The sequence below is a fragment of the Sphingopyxis macrogoltabida genome (genome assembly GCF_001307295.1).
GTDB classification, from domain to species: domain Bacteria; phylum Pseudomonadota; class Alphaproteobacteria; order Sphingomonadales; family Sphingomonadaceae; genus Sphingopyxis; species Sphingopyxis macrogoltabida_B.
The window spans coordinates 1,692,188-1,711,527 of the sequence record NZ_CP012700.1; the positions used below are offsets into that span (position 1 = coordinate 1,692,188).

General features: G+C 65.6%; 17 protein-coding genes. 10 read left to right on the forward strand and 7 right to left on the reverse strand.

The window, feature by feature from the left end:
* Window positions 1-44: 44 nt before the first annotated feature.
* Window positions 45-1,415 carry an alkaline phosphatase PhoX gene (locus tag AN936_RS07930; RefSeq protein WP_054587677.1) on the forward strand — a complete coding sequence of 457 codons (1,371 nt, stop codon included), beginning with the start codon at window positions 45-47 and terminating at the stop codon, window positions 1,413-1,415.
* Window positions 1,416-1,543: 128 nt separating this feature from the next.
* Here AN936_RS07930 and AN936_RS07935 read toward each other — a convergent pair whose 3' ends face one another.
* The 5 genes from AN936_RS07935 to AN936_RS07955 form a co-directional block, all read right to left on the reverse strand.
* A complete protein-coding gene (locus AN936_RS07935) occupies window positions 1,544-2,794 on the reverse strand; it encodes an acetyl-CoA C-acetyltransferase (RefSeq protein ID WP_054587678.1) in 1,251 nt (416 codons plus the stop codon).
* A gap of 35 nt (window positions 2,795-2,829) precedes the next feature.
* Window positions 2,830-3,612: an SDR family oxidoreductase gene (locus AN936_RS07940; RefSeq protein WP_054587679.1), complete on the reverse strand. Its 783-nt coding sequence runs from the start codon at window positions 3,610-3,612 to the stop codon at window positions 2,830-2,832.
* 12 nt (window positions 3,613-3,624) lie between these two features.
* On the reverse strand, window positions 3,625-4,830 hold the full coding sequence (locus AN936_RS07945; RefSeq protein WP_054587680.1) for an acyl-CoA dehydrogenase family protein: 1,206 nt from the start codon (window positions 4,828-4,830) through the stop codon (window positions 3,625-3,627).
* Entirely contained in the window at window positions 4,827-5,921 is a 1,095-nt protein-coding gene (locus AN936_RS07950) for an acyl-CoA dehydrogenase family protein (protein ID WP_054587681.1), read from the reverse strand. The genes AN936_RS07945 and AN936_RS07950 overlap by 4 nt, the downstream gene beginning before the upstream one ends.
* Window positions 5,922-6,004: 83 nt before the next feature.
* Window positions 6,005-6,805, reverse strand: a complete 801-nt coding sequence (locus AN936_RS07955) for an enoyl-CoA hydratase/isomerase family protein (RefSeq protein WP_054587682.1) — start codon at window positions 6,803-6,805, stop codon at window positions 6,005-6,007.
* Between the two features lie 91 nt (window positions 6,806-6,896).
* On the opposite strand from AN936_RS07955, the gene AN936_RS07960 reads away from it, so the two are divergent.
* Both AN936_RS07960 and AN936_RS07965 read left to right on the forward strand, forming a co-directional pair.
* Window positions 6,897-7,988, forward strand: coding sequence for an acyl-CoA dehydrogenase family protein (locus tag AN936_RS07960; RefSeq protein ID WP_054587683.1), 1,092 nt, complete (start codon window positions 6,897-6,899; stop codon window positions 7,986-7,988).
* Between the two features lies 1 nt (window position 7,989).
* Window positions 7,990-9,213: an acyl-CoA dehydrogenase family protein gene (locus AN936_RS07965; protein ID WP_054587684.1), complete on the forward strand. Its 1,224-nt coding sequence runs from the start codon at window positions 7,990-7,992 to the stop codon at window positions 9,211-9,213.
* Window positions 9,214-9,307: 94 nt separating this feature from the next.
* On the opposite strand, the gene AN936_RS07970 is transcribed toward AN936_RS07965, so the two are convergent.
* Window positions 9,308-10,798, reverse strand: a complete 1,491-nt coding sequence (locus AN936_RS07970) for a class I adenylate-forming enzyme family protein (RefSeq protein WP_054587685.1) — start codon at window positions 10,796-10,798, stop codon at window positions 9,308-9,310.
* A gap of 76 nt (window positions 10,799-10,874) precedes the next feature.
* Between AN936_RS07970 and AN936_RS07975 the strand changes: the two genes are divergently transcribed.
* Genes AN936_RS07975 through AN936_RS07985 form a run of 3 tightly spaced genes read left to right on the forward strand, consistent with a single transcriptional unit; the run spans window position 10,875 to window position 13,792 of the window.
* Window positions 10,875-12,161 (forward strand): FAS1-like dehydratase domain-containing protein, encoded by a 1,287-nt coding sequence (locus AN936_RS07975; RefSeq protein ID WP_054587686.1) that lies wholly within the window; start codon window positions 10,875-10,877, stop codon window positions 12,159-12,161.
* Between the two features lie 46 nt (window positions 12,162-12,207).
* On the forward strand, window positions 12,208-13,002 hold the full coding sequence (locus AN936_RS07980; RefSeq protein ID WP_054587687.1) for an enoyl-CoA hydratase-related protein: 795 nt from the start codon (window positions 12,208-12,210) through the stop codon (window positions 13,000-13,002).
* Window positions 12,995-13,792, forward strand: a complete 798-nt coding sequence (locus AN936_RS07985) for an enoyl-CoA hydratase/isomerase family protein (RefSeq protein WP_054587688.1) — start codon at window positions 12,995-12,997, stop codon at window positions 13,790-13,792. Before AN936_RS07980 ends, AN936_RS07985 begins: the two co-directional genes overlap by 8 nt.
* Here AN936_RS07985 and AN936_RS07990 read toward each other — a convergent pair.
* On the reverse strand, window positions 13,789-14,586 hold the full coding sequence (locus AN936_RS07990) for a thioesterase family protein (RefSeq protein ID WP_054587689.1): 798 nt from the start codon (window positions 14,584-14,586) through the stop codon (window positions 13,789-13,791). The genes AN936_RS07985 and AN936_RS07990 overlap by 4 nt on opposite strands.
* A 95-nt stretch (window positions 14,587-14,681) precedes the next feature.
* Between AN936_RS07990 and AN936_RS07995 the strand changes: the two genes are divergently transcribed.
* The 4 genes from AN936_RS07995 to AN936_RS08010 are packed head-to-tail and all read left to right on the forward strand — an operon-like array spanning window position 14,682 to window position 19,301.
* The gene (locus tag AN936_RS07995) at window positions 14,682-15,893 is read left to right on the forward strand and encodes an acyl-CoA dehydrogenase family protein (RefSeq protein ID WP_054587690.1); all 1,212 of its coding nucleotides are present in this window, start codon (window positions 14,682-14,684) and stop codon (window positions 15,891-15,893) included.
* 1 nt (window position 15,894) lies between these two features.
* Complete coding sequence (locus AN936_RS08000) at window positions 15,895-16,878, forward strand: acyl-CoA dehydrogenase family protein (protein ID WP_054587691.1); 984 nt, start codon at window positions 15,895-15,897, stop codon at window positions 16,876-16,878.
* 3 nt (window positions 16,879-16,881) lie between these two features.
* Entirely contained in the window at window positions 16,882-18,246 is a 1,365-nt protein-coding gene (locus AN936_RS08005) for a wax ester/triacylglycerol synthase domain-containing protein (RefSeq protein WP_054587692.1), read from the forward strand.
* Entirely contained in the window at window positions 18,243-19,301 is a 1,059-nt protein-coding gene (locus AN936_RS08010) for a DUF7065 domain-containing protein (protein WP_054587693.1), read from the forward strand. Before AN936_RS08005 ends, AN936_RS08010 begins: the two co-directional genes overlap by 4 nt.
* The last annotated feature ends 39 nt before the right edge of the window (window positions 19,302-19,340 follow it).

Here is a 19,340-nt window from a genome sequence, read left to right on the forward strand (position 1 = left end):
ACTTCCGCAATCTGCCTGTCACGTCATGAGCGTATCGCGCCGTCATGGAACGGGCATCCATCGCACTCGACCGCCGCGGCTTCGCCAAGGGGGTGATGGCCACCGCTTTCGCCGGGCTGGCGCTTCACAGCCGCTTTGTCTCCGCCGCGGTCCTCGTCGACGCCAACCGCTTCGGCGCGCCGGTTCCCGATCCGGCGGGCATCCTCGACCTGCCGCGGGGCTTTTCGTACAAGATCGTATCGCAGTTCGGCCAGACGATGAGCGACGGGCGACAGGTACCGAACAGCGCCGACGGCATGGGCTGCACGGCGCTGTCCGACGGGCGGCTGTGCCTGATGCGCAATCATGAGCTCGGCGCCGACGAGCTCAAGCACGGCGCCTGCCCGGTGGGCACCGCCGGCGATGCGGCGGCATTCGACTGCTATCGCAGCGGCGGCGGCGAAGCTTTGCCGGGCGGCGTGTCGACGATCGTCCTCGATCCCGCCAGCCTTGCTGTCGAGGAGCAATATCTGTCGCTCGTCGGCACCATCTACAATTGCGCTGGCGGGATCACGCCGTGGGGCACGTGGCTGAGCTGCGAGGAAGATGTCTCGCGCGGCGGCGGGCTCCACAAGGAAGACCATGGCTGGGTGTTCGAGATTCCCGTGGCGCCCGGCGGGCTGGTCAGTGCCGAACCGATCAAGGCGATGGGGCGCTTCAATCACGAGGCGGCGGTCGTCGATCCGCGGAGCGGCGCGGTCTATATGACCGAGGATCGGCAGGACAGCCTATTCTATCGCTTCGTGCCTGCGGTGCCGGGTCAGCTTGCCAAGGGCGGGCGGTTGCAGGCGCTGGCTTTGGCGGATCCGGCGCTTGCGGACACGCGCAACTGGACGCGGCGCATACTGGCGACCGGCGGCTGGCACGATACGCGCTGGATCGACCTCGACGATGTCGAAAGTCCCAAGGACGACCTGCGCAAGCGCGGTGCCAAAGCCGGCGCGACGGTGTTTGCGCGCGGCGAGGGCATCCATGGCGGCGATGGCGAGATCTATTTCACTTGCACGTCGGGCGGACCGGCGCGGCGCGGGCAGATCATGCGCTATCGCCCGTCGCCCGCCGAAGGCACGGCGGCCGAGGCGGCGCAGCCGGGGCAACTGCAGTTGTTCGTCGAAACGACGGACCCTGCGCATTTCAGCTTTGGCGACAATCTGAGCGTCGCGCCGAACGGCGACCTGATGGTCTGCGAGGACCGGCGCGGCAGCCGGCCCGACAATTATCTGCGCGGGGTAACGCCCGAGGGGAAAGTCTATCCCTTCGCGCGGGTCAGCGCGGCGACCAAGGGGTCGGGCGTCTGCTTCGCGCCCGATGGCAAGACGATGTTCCTGAACCTTTACAACCCCGCGCGGACGATCGCGGTGCGCGGGCCGTTTTAGGCCAGTCCCCCTCCCGCTGGCGGGAGGGTTAGGGGAGGGCATGTCCGAAAGGACAGGTGCCCATAAAACAGACCCTCCCCCGACCCCTCCCGCAGGCGGGAGGGGAGAGGAAAGGGTCGTTCTGTTCCTCAGATGCGCTCGATGATGATCGCCGGTGCCATGCCGCCCGCGGCGCACATGGTGACGAGGCCGTAGCGGCCGCCCGAGCGCTCAAGTTCGTCGAGCGCGGTGCCGATCAGGATCGAGCCGGTGGCGCCGATCGGGTGGCCGAGCGCCATCGCGCCGCCGTTGATGTTGACCTTCTCGCGGTCGAGGTCGAGGTCGCGGATGAACTTTTCGGCGACCACGGCGAAGGCTTCATTGATTTCCCAGACGTCGATGTCGTCTTTGGTCAGGCCCGCCTTTTCGAGGACCTTCTTCGCTGCCGGAACGGGGGCGTTGAGCATCAGCGTCGGGTCGTCGCCCTGATTGGCATAGGCGACGATGCGGGCGCGGGGCTTTAGCCCATGCTTGTCGGCATATTCTTTCGAGGTCAGGAGCAGCGCGGCGGCGCCATCGACGACACCCGACGAGTTGCCCGCATGGTGGACGCCCTTGAACTCGAGATCGGGGTAACGGCGGGTGATCTGCTTGCGGAAGGTGACGCCGTCGCCAAGGTCGAAGTCTGCCAGCGCATCGAAGCTGGCCTTGAGGCCTGCAAGCCCTTCGGCGGTGGTTTCGGGGCGCGGGAATTCCTCGCGGTCCAATGCGACGCTGCCGTCTTCGTTATAGACCGGCACAACCGACTTGGCGAAGCGGCCTTCCTTGATCGCGCGGTCGGCGCGCTGCTGGCTGACGAGCGCGAGCGCATCGACGGCTTCGCGGGTGATGCCTTCCTTGGCGGCGATTGCGTCGCCGCAGACGCCCTGATGCGACTGCGGATGGATTTCGTCGAGCGCCGCGTTGCCCGAGCCCATGCCGAGCGGCTTGATGCCGGCATTGGCTTCCTCGGCGCCGATCTGCGCCGTGTAGCTCATCATTTCGGTGCCGCCGGCGATGACGCAATCTTCCATGCCCGACATCACCGACGCGGCGGCGAAGTTGACGCTGCTGATGCCGCCGCCGCAGAAACGGTCGAGCGTGGTGCCCGATGCCTTGGTGTCATAGCCCGCCGCCAGCGCGGCCATGCGGCCGAGGTCGCCGCCCTGCTTGCCCTTCTGCGTCGAGGTCGACCAGACGATGTCGTCGACGGTCGCGGTGTCGAGGTTGTTGCGATCCTTGATCGCCTTCAGCACCGTCGCGGCGAGGTGCTGCGGGTGGAGGTGCGACAAGGCGCCCTTGCCGGGCTTGCCGATCCCGCGCGGGGTGCGGACGGCGTCGATGATATAGGCTTCGGTCATTTCACAGGGTTCCTTCTTCGAGGGGAGTTTTTAAGTTAACGCGGGGCCATGCGGATTGCGCCGTCGAGGCGCACGGCCTGGCCGTTGAAATAGCTGTTGCGGACCATCTCCATCGCGAGGCTGGCATATTCCTCGGCCTTGCCGAGCCGCTTGGGGAAGGGCACCGAGGCGCCAAGGCTGGCGAGCACCGGTTCGGGCAGGCCCGCGACCAGCGGCGTGCTGAACACGCCGGGCATGATCGCATTGACGCGGATGCCGAGATCCATCAGGTCGCGCGCCATCGGCAGCACGAGGCCGTTCACGCCCGCCTTCGCCGAGCCGTAAATGACCTGACCGATCTGCGCATCCTGCGCCGCCACCGAGGCAGTGAGGACGATCGCGCCGCGCTCGCCGTCTTCGAGTTCGGGCAGGGTCGCCATGCCCTCGGCCGCGATCGAGGCGATGCGGTAGCTCGCGGTCAGGATGCCCGCGACGCCATAGGCATAATCCTCGGTCGGGGTGCGGCGGAAGGTGCCGGTCGCCTTGTCGAACGCCAGCGTCTTGCCGCGGCGCGAGGTCATCGCACAGTGGACGCAGATACGCTCCTGCCCGTGCGCCGAGCGTGCGGTCGCATAGCCCTCAAGAACCGACTGTTCGTCGGTGATGTCGACATGGACGAACAGGCCACCGATCGACGCCGCGACCTCTTTGCCGAGGGCATCGTTGATGTCGAAGATGGCGACCTTGACCCCGGCCGCGGCGAGCGTTTCGGCCGTGGCGCGACCGAGGCCCGAAGCGCCGCCAGTGACGACGGCTGCGGTGCTGTTATCGATCTTCATGGACGGACCTCCTCAGGCCGGAATCTGGTTGAAGGGGACCCCCTTGTCGGGGCGATGATCCTGCGGCAGGCCGAGGATCTTTTCAGCGATCGTGTTGAGCAAGGTCTCGTCCGACCCACCCGCGATGCGGCCCGTCGGCGCGTTGATCCAGCTCGACGTCCAGTCCTCCTTCTGCGAGGCATGATCGTCATAGGTGAAGCCGTCCGATCCCTGCAGGTCGATCGCGAGTTCGGAGAGTTTCTGGCGCGAGCGCACCGCGACGAGCTTGTTGAGCGAGCCTTCGGGGCCGGGCGTCATGCCGGCCTGCATCATCGCCATCGCGCGCGCGGTGATCGACTGGAGTCCGCTGCGCATCGCATAATTACGCGCGATCTGCTGGCGGATGCGGCCATCCTCGATCGCCGGTTTGCCATTGAGTTCGGTGTCTTTCGCCAGTTCGACGAACAGGTCGAGGTGCGGACCGAAGCCCGCGCTGTCGGTCGCGACATAGCGTTCGATCATCAGTGTCGCGATCGCGACCGCGAAACCGCCGCCGACCGGCGACATGCGATGATCGTCGCCAATCTTGACATCGTCGAAGAAGACTTCGTTGACGTGGCTGTCCCCGCCGACGAGCTTGATCGGGCGCACCGTGACCCCCGGCGCCTTCATGTCGACCCAGAAGTAAGTGAGCCCTTTGTGCTTAGGGACATTGGGGTCGGTGCGCACGACGATGACCCCATAGTCGCTGTAATGCGCCCAGCTCGTCCACACCTTCTGGCCGTTGATCTTCCAGCCGTTGCCGTCGGGCTCGGCCTTGGTGCGGAGACCGGCAAGGTCCGAGCCGCCGGCGGGTTCGGAGAAGAGCTGGCACCAGATCTCTTCGCCTTGCAGCGCCTTCAGCACCCGCTCCTTGACCCACGCCTTGTCCTCGCCGAACTGCATCAGGACGGGGATCGGCATGCCGAGCGAGATGCCGAAGTAGAAGCTGGGGAAACCATGCTTCATTTCCTCGGTGTCGAAGGTGACCTTTTCGAGGTGGCCCTTGCCTTGGCCGCCGAACTCGGTCGGCCAATTGATTCCGGCATAGCCCGCGTCGAACTTCGCCTTCTGATATTTGCGGGCGAGCGCGAGGTCGTCGGCCTCGGACAGGCCCTTGCGTGCCGCCTTGCCATAGGTCGGCACCATCGATTCGAGCCAGGCGGCGGCCTTGGCGCGATAGGCTTCGAGATCGCTCATGCGGCTTCTCCCGTCAGGCGGTCGACGAGAACGTCTTCCCAGAACAGCAAATTTCCCTGCTCGATCGCGAGGCTGCGCGCGCGGCGGGTGTGAAGGTGGAGGCCGAGCTCCCACGTCACGCCGATGCCGCCATGGATCTGCACGCAGTCGCGCGAGGCGGTGTCATAGGCTTCGGTCGCCGAGATGCGCGCTGCAGCAGCCGCGGTAATGAAATCGGACTGACCCTCGCGCGACGCTGCGTGAATGCAGTTGGCGCGCGCCAGCTCAACGAGGCCGTAAATCTCGGCGATGCGATGCTTGATCGACTGGAAGGCGCCGATCGGTTGACCGAAGGCGCGGCGGGTGACGGCGTAATCGCGCGCAATTTCCATCATCGCTTCGGCGCCGCCCGCCTGCTCGTGCGCGGTGATCACCGCCTGCAAGGCGAGAATATGGAGAGCCGCCTCGCGTGCCGCGCCGCCGGTCACCAGCGTTTCGGCTGGCGTGTCCGCGAATTCGAGGTCAGCATAAAGGCGGCTGTTGTCGAAGCTGGCGATCGCGGTGCGCTTGACGTCCGCAAGCTCGGCGACCGCGAGCACCGGCATGCCGGGGCCATTGGCAAAGACCACTGCGATGTCGGCGGCGAGGCCGGCCGAAACGCCGGTCATCACCCCGTCGAGCCGCTCGCCGGTCAGCGTCAGCGCCGGCCGCGCGGGGAGGGCGTTGGCGCCGCTGGCGAAGGCGACGGCGCCGATCGTCTCGCCGCTCGCGAGCCCGGGCAGCCATTTCGCCTTCTGGTCTTCGGTCCCGTAGAGTTCGATCGCCTTGGCGGCGCCGAAGTTCGACGTCAGGAAGGGCGCGCCGCTGAGCGAGCGCCCTGCCTGATGCGCGATCAGCCCGAGTTCGACGAGGCCGAGATCGAGCCCGCTATAGGCTTCGGGAAGCGCCAGTGCCGTCCAGCCCTGCTCCTTGGCCGTCGTCCAATAGCCTTCATGATAGCGGCCGCTGGTTTCGAGCAGAGGAAGCAGCTCTTCCTTGCTCACCCGGGCTTCGAGCACGCGACGCGACTCGGTCGCGATCGCCTGTTGCCCTTCGTCGTATAGAATCGACATGCGCGTTCGAGTCCTCACCCTTATGTGTTGAGATCATCCAACCGGACGTTGACGTAAACGTCAAGCAGTAGTTGACGCTACGGCTAGCGAAGCGTGAATTTCTTGGCCTTGTCGGCCATCAGCGCGGCGCGGTTGACCTGCGGCACCCCGACCGGATTGCCGATCTGGCAATATTTGAGGCCTTGCTGCAGCGCGACGCTCCGCGGCAGGTCGAGCGATTCCCAGATCGCCTTGACCGATCCCGCCGTCGCGGCGGGGGGCTTTGCTGCGATCGTTGCGGCGAGTTCCTGCGCCCGCGGCCACAGATCCTCGAGCTTTGTAATCTCGCTGACGAGACCGATGCGCAGCGCGGTCCCCGCGCCGATGCGTTCGTCGTTGCCGAGCAGCACCATGCGCAGCACATCGTGGAGCGGCATGTGATAGGTCATGCCGATCGGTTCGAGCGCGCTCGTCATCCCGTAAGTGACATGCGGGTCGAAGAAGGTTGCATCTTCGGAACAGATGATGATGTCGCTCTCGTTGAGCCAGTAAAAGGCGCCGCCTGCGGCCATGCCGTGCACCGCGGCGATCACCGGCTTCCAGCATTTCATCGACTTGGGGCCGAGATAATTGCCGGGATCCTCGCAATGCCAGATGTTGGCGAGGTCGACGACCGTGCCGCCTTCCTTCTGCGATTCCTTGACGTCGACGCCGGTGCACCACGCCTTGCCGGGCGCCGCACGCAGCACGCAGCAATGGATGTCGTCGTTGCTGCCGACCCACTTCCACAGATGCTCGAATTCGTCCATCATCCGCTTGGTGAAGCTGTTCATCGCCCCGGGCCGGTTGATCGTGATCGTCGCGATATGGTCGGCGACGTCGACGAGGATGGTTTCATATTGCATGGCCAGCGATTCCTCTCCCGGCATTTGTCATGGTTGACCTAGTTATACAACTCGCTATGACACAGGTCGCAACAACGGGGCAAGTCCTGCGATGAATTTCGACCTCAGCGATGAACAGAAAATGCTCGGCGAGCAAGCGCGCGCGCTGTTTGCCGATATGACACCTTTCGACCGGCTGCGCACGCTGATCGATTCGGGCGCCGAATGGGACGAGCCGCTGTGGCGCGCGCTCGCCGACATGGGCTTCCTCGGCGCCGCGATCCCCGAGGAGTATGGCGGGCTCGGCCTCGGCGCGCTCGATCTCGGCGTGATCATGGAAGCGCTTGGCGCCGCCAACGCGGCAGTGCCGTTCATGAGCTCGATCGTGCTGGCGGCCGAGGCAATCCGGCTGGCGGGCAGCGAAGCGCAGAAGGCTGCGTGGCTGCCGAAGCTGGCCAGCGGCGACGCGATCGCAACCTTCGCCTATGCCGAAGGGCCTGGGCCGGTGTTCGCGACGGGCGCGGGGCTGAAGGGCGGCAAGCTGACCGGCAGCAAGTCGCCGGTCGCCGACGCGGGAATTGCGGACATCGCCATCGTGCTCGTCGCAGGCGGCGGTTTTGTGCTGGTCGAACTCGATCAGCCAGGCGTGAAGCGCACCAAGCTCGACAGTTTCGACCAGCTTCGCCCGCACTTCCGGATCGATTTCGACGGGGCGGTGGCCGAGCCGATGCCTGGCGTCGGCAAGCTCGATCGCCTCATCGATCAGGCGGCGGTGCAAGCGGCGTTCGAAGCGGTCGGGGCCGCCGAGGCGTGCCTGCACATGGCGCGCGACTATGCGATGGAACGCCAGATATTCGGGCGCCCGCTCGGGGGGTTTCAGGCGATCAAGCACAAGCTCGCCGATGTCGCGGTGGCGACCGAACTCGCCCGCTCCAATGCCTATTATGGCGGTTGGGCGGCCGAATCCTCGGCCGACGATCTGCCTGCCGCCGCGGCGGCGGCGCGACTGTCGGGCATCAAATGCCTCGAAATGGCGGCGCGCGAGAATCTGCAGGTACATGGCGGCATCGGCTATACCTTCGAGGCGAATTGCCATTTCTATTACCGGCGCGAGCGGATGCTCGCCGTGTATCTCGGCAACCGTGGCTTTTGGGCTGACCGGCTGCTGAACGCGCAACCGGGCAGTCAGGTAAAGGCGGCGTAACATGGATTTCAACGACAGCCCCGAAGAAGCCGCCTTCCGCGCCGAAGCCCGCGCCTGGCTTGCCGCCCATGCCCCTGTGCACGAACTTCCCGTCGGCGCAAAGATGCCCGATACCGAAGAGGCCGACCGCGGTCGCGCGTGGATGCGCGAGCTTTACGCCGGCGGCTGGTCGGGGCTGACCTTTCCGAAGGCGCTCGGCGGGCGCGGCCTATCTGGAATCGAAGCGGTGATATTCGCGGAGGAAGAGGGCAAATATCATCTGCCGAAAGGACCGTTCACGTCGATCGGAACCGGCATGGCGCTCCCGGTGATCGCAAAACATGGCAATGACGAACAGCGGGCGCGCTTTATCGAAGCGACGCTGAAGGGCGACATCACCTGGTGCCAGCTCTTTTCAGAACCTGCCGCAGGTTCCGACCTTGCCGGGTTGCGCACCAAGGCGGTGCGGGCCGACGATGGCTCGGGCGACTGGATCGTCAACGGGCAGAAGGTCTGGTCGAGCTGGGCGCACCTGACCGACTGGGGCATCCTCGTCGTGCGCACCGACCCGACGGTGCCCAAGCACAAGGGGCTGACCTTCTTCGTCGTCGACATGAAAACGCCGGGGATCGAGACGCGGCCTATCCGCCAGATTTCGGGCGCCAGCGAGTTCAACGAGACCTTCCTGACCGACGTCCGCATTCCCGATGCCAACCGCCTCGGCGCCGAGGGCGAGGGCTGGGCGTGCTGCATGACGGTGCTGATGGGCGAGCGGCTCGGCTCGGGCGCGCACCGCAGCGGCGTGGAACCTTTGCTCGATTTCGCGGCCGCCACCCCCGATGGGCATGGCGGAACGATGCTTGACGACCGGTCGATCCGCCAGCAGTTCGCAGAGGCGCTGGCCGAGGAGCAGGGCGAACGCTTTTTTCAGGCGCGCCTCAGGACGATGGTGTCGAAGGGCGAGAACCCCGGCGCGCTCGCCGGGATGGTCAAGCTTGCCTATGCTTCGCGCTATCAGAAGACCAACGGCCTCGCGCTCGAACTGCGCGGCCTCGCGGGGATCGCGCCCGAAGCGGGCGATACCGCGACCGGCGACGTCCAGTACGACTATATCTATTCGACCGTGATGCGCATCGCGGGCGGCGCCGACGAGGTACTGCGCAACCAGATTGCCGAACGCGTGCTGGGGATGCCCGGCGAAGTGCGCATGGACAAGGACGTGCCGTTCGAGAAGCTGAACGGATAAATTTCGTCATTGCGAGCGGAGCGAAGCAATCCAGCATAGGCGTAAACCGCTCTGGATTGCTTCGCTGCGCTCGCAATGACGCGCTATTCGTAAGCTAAGCCGCCCGCCGCCGCTCTTCCGCTGCCTTGGTCAACGGCGCGACCAGATCCTTTTTCAGGATCTTGCCGTTCGGATTGAGCGGCATGACGTCCATCACGACCAGCGTTCGCGGCACCTTGTTGTCGCCGAGATGCGCCTTGCAGAAGTCGATGATCTCGTCCGCCGTTGCCTCGCCGCAGCCGGGGCGGAGCGTCACCGCGGCCGCGATATCCTCACCCAGCACCTCGTGCGGCACGCCGACCACCGCGGCCTGCTGGACCGCGGGATGGAGGTGGAGCACCGTCTCGATCTCGAGCGGGGTGATATTGTAGCCGCCGCGGATGATCAGTTCCTTCGACCGGCCAGCCATGATCAGGTCGCCGTCTTCGTCGACGAAGCCGAGGTCGCCGGTCTTGGTCCAGCCGCCCTTGAAACCCGCCTCGGTCGCCTCGGGGTCGTTCCAGTAGCGACGCTGATGTTTCTGCCAGCCATAGATTTCGCCGACAACACCCGGTTCGGTGACGACATTCCCTGCGTCGTCGCGAATCTGCATATGCGCGGGCATCTTGCCGACGCAGCCGGGCTTCAGCACCTGTTCCTGACTGCGCGTCCCGATGCCGACGCCGCCTTCGGACATGCCATAGCTGTTGCGGATACGCAGGTGCGGCCAGAGCTCGGCCGCCCGCTTTACCGAATCGTGCGGCAGCGGTGCGGTGCCGGTCATCAGATATTTGACCCCGGCCATGTCGTAGGTCGCGACATCGGGGTGGTCGAGCACCAGCCGCAGCATCGACGGCACCAGATAGACGAGGTCGGGCCGCTTTTCCTTCGCGAGTTCGAGGAAGCCCTTGGGGTCGAATTTCGGTTGGGTGATCGCAGTGGCGCCGCCGCGCGCGGGCAGCATGACGATCCCGATATTGCCGCCCGATCCGGTGAGCGGCAGGGCGTTCAGCGTCGAGCGCGAGCGGTCCTGATTATACCCGGTGACGCCCGTCATCAGGTCGGGATGCGAGATCACGACGCCTTTGATCTTACCCGTTGTCCCCGACGTGCCGAGGATTTCGGCATCGGCTGCCGGATCGAGGCTCGCCTGATCGGGCAGCGCGGCGAAGTTACGCGGCATATCGTCGACGTGCCAGCAGCCGGCGAGATCGAGACCCTTCACCAGATCGGGGGCGTCGGTCAGGCAGAAACGCGGTCCGCACAGCGCGGCGTAATCGGCGACTTCCTTCGGGTTGAGCCGGGTGCTGATCGGGCAGGCGATGCCGCCGGCGCGAAACACCGCAAACACCGCGATCGCCATTTCGACCGCGTGCGCGTTGCTGATCGGCAGGAAGACGCGGTCGCCGGGAACGAGCCCCGCTGCAGCCAGTCCGCCGCCGATTTCATCGGCCTCACGGTCCCATTCGGCAAAGCTGATCTGCCGCCTGACGTCGTCGTGTGCGATCTCATCGGCCTGGTGCGACGCGCGCACCTTCAATGCATCGCTGATGCGGCGAACTTCCATTGGCGACACTATCCCCTTGCTTCGATATGAAGCATGTATTACCTAGTTATATAACTCGTGACAAGGGAGATATGCGATGGCCGAGGCGAAAAGCGACATCAAGCAAAGCGATGAGTGGCAGAAAGCCGTCGCCTACGAGATTACCGACGAGGATATCGAGCGGCAGCGCAAATTGCTGGGCTTCGATCAGGCAGCGAAGACCCGCGAATATATCACCACCGCGACCGAAGATAATATCCGCAACTTCGCGCACGGCATGGGCGACGACAAGCCGCTCTACACCGACCCCGCCTACGCGAAGAAGACGCGTTGGGGCAGCGTGATCGCACCGGGCATGATGGCGGGCATCATCAACAAGCCGATGAAGGGCGACCCGGTGCCCGACGAGATCAAGGCGCTGAAAAAGAGCCTGTTCCGCGGCATCCATGTCTTCGTGTCGGGTTCGCAATGGGACTTTTATCGCCCCATCTATCCGGGCGACACCATCTACAGCTTCAACGGCGACGAGAGCTGCGAGGTCAAGCAGTCCGAATTTGCGGGCCGCTCGGTGATCACCGTCCGCCGCGACGTCAAGATGAACCAGCGCGGCGAGGTCGTCGCAGTCTATCGCATCCTGCGCGTCCTGACCGAGCGCAAGACGGCGGCGAAGAAAGGCAAATATTCGGCGATCGAACCCGCAAGCTATACCGACGAGGAAATGCAGGCGATCGAGGATATTTACGCCAAGGAACAGGTCCAAGGCGCGGAGAAGCGCTGGTTTGAAAGCGTGGAGAAGGGCGATTCGGTGGGGTTGCAGGCCAAGGGCCCGCTGACCGTCACCGACGTTATCTGCTTCCATGCGGGCGGTTACGGCTTCGTGCCCTATGCGCCGACCGCCAACCGCCTCGCGCACAAGAATCGCCAGCGCATCCCCGCCTTCTATGTGAAGAACGAGCATGGCATCCCCGACGTCGCGCAGCGGCTGCACTGGGACCCGGTGTGGGCGCAGGCGATCGGCAACCCGATGGCCTATGACTATGGGGTGATGCGCGAGAATTACCTGTGGCAATATCTCAGCGACTGGGCGGGCGACGACGCGGTGATCACCCACATCCACGACGAAATCCGCAAGTTCAATTATATGGGCGACGTCCAGCGCGTCACCGGCGAGGTGCTCGCAAAGCGGCAGGAAGGCGGGCAGAGCCTCGTCGACGTTGCGGTGAAATTCACCAACCAGCGCGACGAGGAAACGGTGCGTGCAACCGCGACGATCGCGCTGCCGAGCAAGGATCGCCCGCTGCCGCTCTATCCGCAGGTGCCCGACGAGCTCGCCGACAAGGCGGTGCGCATGCTGGCGCGTCATCGCGAGCTCGGCGGGGATTGATTCACTTGCCGTTCGCCATGAAGATCGGGGCAGGGGAGGCCCAGCGATGTCCGAAGTGCTGATCGACAATGATGCGGGGGTCCGTACCATCACCCTCAACCGGCCCGACCGGCTCAACGCGCTGACCAGCTCGATCATGGCGCCGCTCGCCGACGCCTGCGCCGATGCAGCGCGCGATGCGTCGGTGGGCTGCGTTGTGGTGACCGGGGCCGGGCGCGGCTTTTGTGCCGGCGGCGACCTCAAGGAAGGGGGCGCCGACAAGGCGGTCGTGCCCACCAATGCCGAGGTCGGCAGCCGCACCGAACAGGGCTTCGTGCGGCTGCGCACTTTCATGGAGACCTCCCGCCTGCTCCACGAAATGCCCAAGCCGACGATCGCGATGGTCAACGGGCCGGTCGCGGGCGCGGGGATCGGCATCGCGGGAGCGTGCGACCTGCGTTTCGCAGGCAGGAGCGCGAGTTTCTTGACCGCCTTCGACCGCATCGGCGCGGGGGGCGATTTCGGATCGACCTGGTTCTGGACCAAGATCGTCGGAACCGGGGTCGCGCGCGAACTTTTCCTGCTGGGTGAGAAGCTGTCGGGGGAGGAAGCCTTCGCCAAGGGCCTCTACACCCGCCTGTTCGACGACGAAGCACTGCGCGACGAAACGATGACGGCGGCGCGCCGCCTCGCCGACGGGCCGCGCATGGGCTATCGCTATATGAAGACGAACCTCAACAATGCCGAGGATTGGGCCTTCGAGGCCGCGCTCGATGCCGAGGCGCTCAATATGGGGCTGTCGACCAGCGCCACCGCGATGATCTGGCGCGAGAAGAAGAAGGCCGAAAACCCCGATGGCTGATTTGGAGCATATCCGCATCGATCGCCATGACGGCGGCATCGCGGCGGTCGTCGTCGCGCGCGCCGACATCGGCAATGCGTCGTCGCCCGAAATGCTCGGCGAGATTCGTGACGCCTTCGCGGCCTTGTCCGGTGACCCCGATATCCGCGCGATCGTCTTTGCCGCCGAGGGCAAGCATTTCTCGGTCGGTGCCGATTTTGCCTTTCTGCAAAAGCTGACAGGCATGTCGGCGAGCGAGATCAAGGGCACCGTCTACGCCAATTTTCAGGGCGCCGCGCGCGCCATCTATCGTTGCCCCAAGCCGACGCTCGCACTCGTACAAGGCGCGGCGGTGACGGTCGGCTGCGAACTGGCGCTCGCTTGCGATTTCCGTATCGCCGCCGACAATGCGATGTTTCAGGAAAGCTGGATCAAGCTCGGCATCATGCCGCCGCTCGGCGGGACCTTCCTGCTGCCGCGCATCGTCGGGCTCGGCCGCGCGATGGAGATGTGCCTGCGCGGCAAGCAGGTACGCGCCGAGGAAGCGCTGCACATCGGCCTGGTCGGCGAAGTCGTCGCCCGCGACGACCTCGACGCGCGCGGTATGGACCTGGCGCGCGAACTCGCGGCCTCGGCGCCGCTCGCCTATGCGACAGTCAAACAGTCGATCCAGCGCGCGCTCGAAAGCAGCATGGAGGCCGAATGGCAGGCGAACCTGCCCAATCAGGCCTTGCTGCTCGGCAGCGAGGATCATCGCGAAGGGCTGGCGGCGGTGACCGAGAAGCGCGCGCCGCAATTTCAGGGGCGCTAGGTCTTTTCGAGTTTCTGCCCCGCGGCGACGAAGATCGTCTGCGTTCCCTTGGCATAGACGCCCTCGGCATCGGCGAAGACCGTCTGTGCGAGCGCATGGCCGTTGCCCGCGCCTTCGGTGAAGGCATCGAGCAGGAACCAGTCGCCGCGCGGCATGCGGAAGAACTGGATCGAGATATCGAGATTGGCGTAGCTCCACTCGTGCGCGAAGGTCGCGCTGCCCACGCCGTTGCCGAAATCGGCGAAGAGACACGCCTTCGCGAAGGGCGAGGCGGGCACGCCCGCCACGACTTCGCCGTCCATCCGCATCCACGACACACCGCGCCCCGGCTCGCGCACCCGGCCCATGATCGGGCGCGTCCGGATCGCCCCGGCCATGCTCGCGCCAACGAGGAAATTGTCCTCGGCCACATCATCGGGCGCCGGGTGCGGCTGCGGCGCAGGGAAAGCCGGGGTGTCGAGGTGGCGCGCGAGCAGCACATGCGCCTGTGCCACCGGCCGTTCGGCGGCGAGCAGTTCGATGCGATGCAGTTGCGCCTGCCGTCCCTGCCGCACCGGCACGATACGCGGCACCAGCGGCGCACGCGGGACGATGCCGAGGATATCGATCGTCAGGCGGCAGATTTCGAAATCGGGATCGAAACCGGCGCTTTCGACGATGTGGCCGATCAGCGCCGCGATCGGCCCGCCCGCGACCGCATTGGCGAACCAGGGATTGCGGGCAAGACCCGAAGGGAGAAAGGCTTCGCCTTCGGCGGTGAAATAGTGCGGAATGGTGTCGGGGTCGATGCTCATCGATCGCCTCTACCACGCCCGCCCTACCGCACAACATATTTGACGTAGTTATATAACTCGGGCATAGGATTCGACACGACGATGGAGAGCGAGCGATGGACCTGAGCTATGGCGAGGCGGCGGAGACCTTCCGCGCCGAGGTGCGTGCCTTCCTGTCGCTCCACTGGCCGCCGCCGTCCGACCTGCGCGGCGGCGACCTCAAGCAGTTTGTCCGTAACTTTCGCGCGCTCGCGACCGAACAGGGCTATCTCCATCGCGCGATCCCCAAACGGTACGGAGGTTCCGAGCAACCGGTCGATGTCATTCGCGCACAGGTGATCCGCGAAGAGTTCCAGCGTGCACGGGCCCCCATGGAGGTCGGCGGCAACGGCATGAACATGACCGTGCCGACGCTGCTCGAAAAAGGGACGGAAGAGCAGAAGGAGCTCTTCATCCGCAAGACCGTTGAGGGCGATTATATTTGGGGGCAGGGCTATTCGGAGCCCGGATCGGGTAGCGACCTCGCGAGCGTGCGGACCAAGGGCGAATTATCCGCCGACGGCAGCAAATGGATCATCAACGGCCAGAAGATCTGGACCTCGCAGGGAATGCAATCGACGCACATGTTCATGCTCGTGCGCACCGAGCCCGACGCGCCCAAGCATGACGGCATCACCTATCTGTTGATCGACCTCGACCAGCCGGGCGTCACGCGCCGCCCGATCCGTCAGATGACGGGAGAGGAGGGCGATCATACCTTCTGCGAATTCTTTTTCGACAATGCCGAGACGCCGGTGAGCTGGCAGGTCGGCGAGCGCGGGCAGGGCTGGTATGTCAGCCGCACGACCCTGAAGCACGAACGTGCGAGCATCGGCGGCGCCGACGGGCTGGGCAAGCAGTTCGCCAAGCTGGTCGATCTCGCCAAGGAGGTCGGCCGCATCGACGACCCGATCGTGCGCGACAAGCTCGCCCAGATCGAGGGTTCGGTCCTGTCGCACCGCTATTCGAGCTATCGCATCTTCAGTTGCGCCGCGGCGGGCGAGGACCCCGGCCCGGTGGCGCTGATGATGAAGCTGCTGCTCACCGAGATCGGGCACGAGATGGCGTTGCTGGCGCAGGAACTGATCGGCGAACATGGCTTCCTCGAGCCCGCGGGCGCGGGCGGGCGTGGCAATCGCGGGCCGCGCGGGCCCGAAAAATGGCTCGACCAGATCATGGGCAGCCTCGGCAATTCGATTGCCGGCGGTGCGTCGAACATCCAGCGCAACATCATTGGCGAACGCGGCCTCGGGCTGCCGCGCGACCTCGCGATGAGCGGGGAGCGCTGACGTGCATTTCCACCTGACCGAAGAGCAGGCAGCCATTCAGGACGCGGTGCGCGGTACGCTGGCCGACAGCTGGCCGATGGAGCGTGTCCATGCCTTTGCCGATGGCGACGCCGATTTCGACCGCACAAGCTGGTACGCGCTGATGGCCCTCGGGCTTGGCGGGATGCTGGCGCCGGACAGCGGCATGGGGCTGCTCGACGCGGCGCTCGTCTGCGAAGTCGCGGGTGAGGCGGCAGCGGCAGGCCCGCTGATCGGGCAATTGCTGGCCGTCGCGGCGGTGGCCGCGAGCGGGCGGGGCGATGCCGAGGCGCTCATAAGCGGCAAGACGATCGCGACGTTGATCCATGGCGGCAGCGATTACGCCCCATCCGCTCGCGCTGCCGACCTGTTCTTGATCGTCGATCGCGCAAAGGGCGTCCGTCTGGTTGCAGCCGCCGATGTCACCATCGAAGCTGTGAAAGCGGCCGACCGGACTCGTCCGATGTCGAAAGTCTCCATCGCCGATGGCACAGGCGAAGCGCTTTTCGCTGCCACCGATCAGATGACCGGGCGTCTCGCCGACGCCGCGCTCGTCCTGGTCGCCGCCGACGCGCTCGGCGGCGCGCAGAAGGTCACCGACATGAGTGTCGCCTATGCCAAGGAACGCGAGCAGTTCGGCCAGCCGATCGGGCGTTTCCAGGGCCTCAAACACCAACTCGCGCATATGGCGCTCGACGTCGAACCGGCGCGCGCGCTCGTCTGGTACGCGGCCTATGCATGGGATGCGCAGCTTCCCGACGCGCCGCGCGCCGCGGCGATGGCGAAGGCGCATCTCTGCGACGTCTATGTCCGCGCGACGCGCGCGGCGGTCGCGGCGCATGGCGGCATCGGCTATACGTGGGAATATGGCCTCAACTACTGGTTCCGCCGCGCGATGGCCGACCGCGCCTGGCTCGGCAGCCCCGCCGAACATCGTGCGCGGGCTGCGACCCTCGCGGGCTGGTAGACGGTGAACGATCCGCTGACCCTTGCGCCGGGTGTGCGGCGGCTGCGCCCCGACGATCATTTCATGATCCTGTCGGAAACCGACGCCTCGCCTATGCACGTCGGCGCGCTAATTCTGCTCGACGTCCCGGCCGATGGGCAGGACGATTTCGCCGCGGCGATCCGCCGCCAGTTCGCCGACCGGCTCCCCGCCACCCCCTTGCTCGTGCGGCTGCACGAGGCGCCCGACGGTTATGACAGCGACGTCTGGGCCGACATCGCACGCGCCGATCTCGAAACGCTGGTCGCGGTCGAGCCGCACGACGGCGCGTGGAGCGAGGCCGAGCTTTACGATGCGGTCGCGCGGCTCAACATGCGCCGCCTCGACCTGTCGGGCCCGCCGTTCGCGGCGCACCTGTTCGAACGGCTCGCCGAGGGCGGCAGCGCGATCTACCTCAAGATGCATCACAGCGTCGCCGACGGCATCGGCTTTCAGACGGTGCTCGGCCTGCTGAGCGACGCCGCACCGCCGGCGACCGCGCGCTTCGCCGATGCAAGGCTGCCCGAACCGGAGAAATGGCGTTGCAAGGCCGATGCGCGCTTCGCGGACGAAGAGGCGCTGCGCGCGGCGCAATCGGCACGGCGCAAGCAGGCCCTCGCCGAACTCGACGCGTTCAAGGACGACCGCGAACCGACGCCGCAGCTTGCGATGTCGGGTCCGACCTCGGACAAGCGCCGCTATGCGACGATCAGCCTGCCGGTGGCGCGCGTGAAAGCGGCGGGGAAGGCGCTGGATGCGACGGTCAACGATATCTTCCTGACGCTCGCGAGCACCGCGCTGCGCAATTATCTCGGCGAAATGGGCGATCTTCCCGATACGCCGCTCGTGATCAATTCGGCGCGTTCGTACCGCCGCGACGAGCATGGGTCTTTCGGCAACCGAATCGTAGCGCTGCATCCTCATCTCGCGACGCATCTCGTCGATCCGGTCGCGCGGCTGCGCGCGATCCAGGCGTCCATGGCGAAGGAGATGCAGCGGACAGCGCACGACGAGGCGCTGCTCGACGCTGCCGAAAAGCCTTATGGCGCGCGCGATCGGCGTGCTGCGTTCGCTGAGCGTCTGGCGGGCGGCAAGCGCCTGCTTCCCGGCAATCTGACGCTGTCGAACGTTCCCGGCCCGGCCGAGGCGCGTAGCTATGCCGGTTTCCGCCAGCGCCACAATTATCCGGTCCCGATCATCGGTTCGGGCCGCTTCCTCAACATCACTTCGCGGCGCAGCGGCGACAATCTCGACATGGGCGTAATCGCCGATGCCGAAAAGATCGCCGATGTCGGCCGCATCGCGGCGCTGTTCACCGCTGCACTGGACGAACTGGAGATCGTCGCATGACCGAAGACCTTGCCTTCAAGCCCGAAGACGACCGCTACCACCAACTCTCCGATGATCCCTATGAGACCGAGACCAACTGGTGGTCGTTCAACATCCCCGAACGCAAGATCGGCTGCTGGATCCACGCGCCCTATTATCCCAATCGCAAGGCGATCACCTGGCGCATCTTCGCTTGGGACGACGAGGGATATGATCAGGCGCGCATGGCCTATTACCGCAAGGTCGAGGAAGCGCCGATGCCCGACGCCCCCGACCTGACCGACATCACCTTCCCCGGCGACAAGAATGGCGGCGGCTATAGCCTCAGGATGCTCGAGCCGGGGATGAAATATCATCTGCAATATGAGGACCCGGCCCGCGGCTTTGCGCTCGATTTCACCCACACCGGCCTGCACGAACCGCATCGCTTTCCGCCGGGCAAGCCGCCGTTCATGGCGACGCCGCATTACGACCAGCTCGGCCATGTCGAGGGCTGGATGACCCTGCGCGGCGAGAAGATTCGCATCGACGGCATCGGGGTGCGCGACCGGACGTGGGGGCCGCGCGGCGGGCCCTATGCTGCGAGCCCCAAAGTCTATGCCAGTGACATGGAGCGCGTGAAATACCCCGGTGGCGCACGCTGGCGCGAGATCGAGCGCGAGCGTGGCCGCGGGCGCATCCAGTACATCTTCGGCCATCGTCGCGACGGTACCGGCTTCCTCGGCTTTGCGCGCGTGCAGGACGGCGACGCCGACGGCTGGTCGCCGATGAATGCCGGCTGGATCCGCCGCGACGGGCAGTTCGGCAGCCTCGACACTGCCCGGTCGCGGATGCGCGTCTTTCGCAGCCCCAAGACCGGCTGGAGCATGCATATGCAGGTCGAGCTCGTCGACGAGCATGGCCGCGAGATGAAGAGCGAGGGCTTCACCGTCTCGACAATGAGCGAGGCCGGATATGGCGTGAACCAGTTGATGCGCTGGGACATTGACGGCGGCATCGGCTGGGGCGAGGATCAGGATGTATGGAATCCGCAGCATTATCTGCGGATGCTCGATGCGCTGAAAGCTACCGTTTGACGGCAATATTTTCCGCACTGTCGCTGCCGCTGATGTGCG

Coding starts and splice junctions, on each gene's coding strand:
- AN936_RS07930 (WP_054587677.1), top strand. CDS start 45: ATGGAACGGGCATCCATCGCACTCGACCGCCGCGGCTTCGCCAAGGGG.
- AN936_RS07985 (WP_054587688.1), top strand. CDS start 12,995: ATGGCTGATTTGGAGCATATCCGCATCGATCGCCATGACGGCGGCATC.
- AN936_RS07965 (WP_054587684.1), top strand. CDS start 7,990: ATGGATTTCAACGACAGCCCCGAAGAAGCCGCCTTCCGCGCCGAAGCC.
- AN936_RS07945 (WP_054587680.1), bottom strand. CDS start 4,830: ATGAGCGATCTCGAAGCCTATCGCGCCAAGGCCGCCGCCTGGCTCGAA.
- AN936_RS07955 (WP_054587682.1), bottom strand. CDS start 6,805: ATGCAATATGAAACCATCCTCGTCGACGTCGCCGACCATATCGCGACG.
- AN936_RS07950 (WP_054587681.1), bottom strand. CDS start 5,921: ATGTCGATTCTATACGACGAAGGGCAACAGGCGATCGCGACCGAGTCG.
- AN936_RS07940 (WP_054587679.1), bottom strand. CDS start 3,612: ATGAAGATCGATAACAGCACCGCAGCCGTCGTCACTGGCGGCGCTTCG.
- AN936_RS08010 (WP_054587693.1), top strand. CDS start 18,243: ATGACCGAAGACCTTGCCTTCAAGCCCGAAGACGACCGCTACCACCAA.
- AN936_RS07995 (WP_054587690.1), top strand. CDS start 14,682: ATGGACCTGAGCTATGGCGAGGCGGCGGAGACCTTCCGCGCCGAGGTG.
- AN936_RS07970 (WP_054587685.1), bottom strand. CDS start 10,798: ATGGAAGTTCGCCGCATCAGCGATGCATTGAAGGTGCGCGCGTCGCAC.
- AN936_RS07980 (WP_054587687.1), top strand. CDS start 12,208: ATGTCCGAAGTGCTGATCGACAATGATGCGGGGGTCCGTACCATCACC.
- AN936_RS07990 (WP_054587689.1), bottom strand. CDS start 14,586: ATGAGCATCGACCCCGACACCATTCCGCACTATTTCACCGCCGAAGGC.
- AN936_RS07935 (WP_054587678.1), bottom strand. CDS start 2,794: ATGACCGAAGCCTATATCATCGACGCCGTCCGCACCCCGCGCGGGATC.
- AN936_RS07960 (WP_054587683.1), top strand. CDS start 6,897: ATGAATTTCGACCTCAGCGATGAACAGAAAATGCTCGGCGAGCAAGCG.
- AN936_RS07975 (WP_054587686.1), top strand. CDS start 10,875: ATGGCCGAGGCGAAAAGCGACATCAAGCAAAGCGATGAGTGGCAGAAA.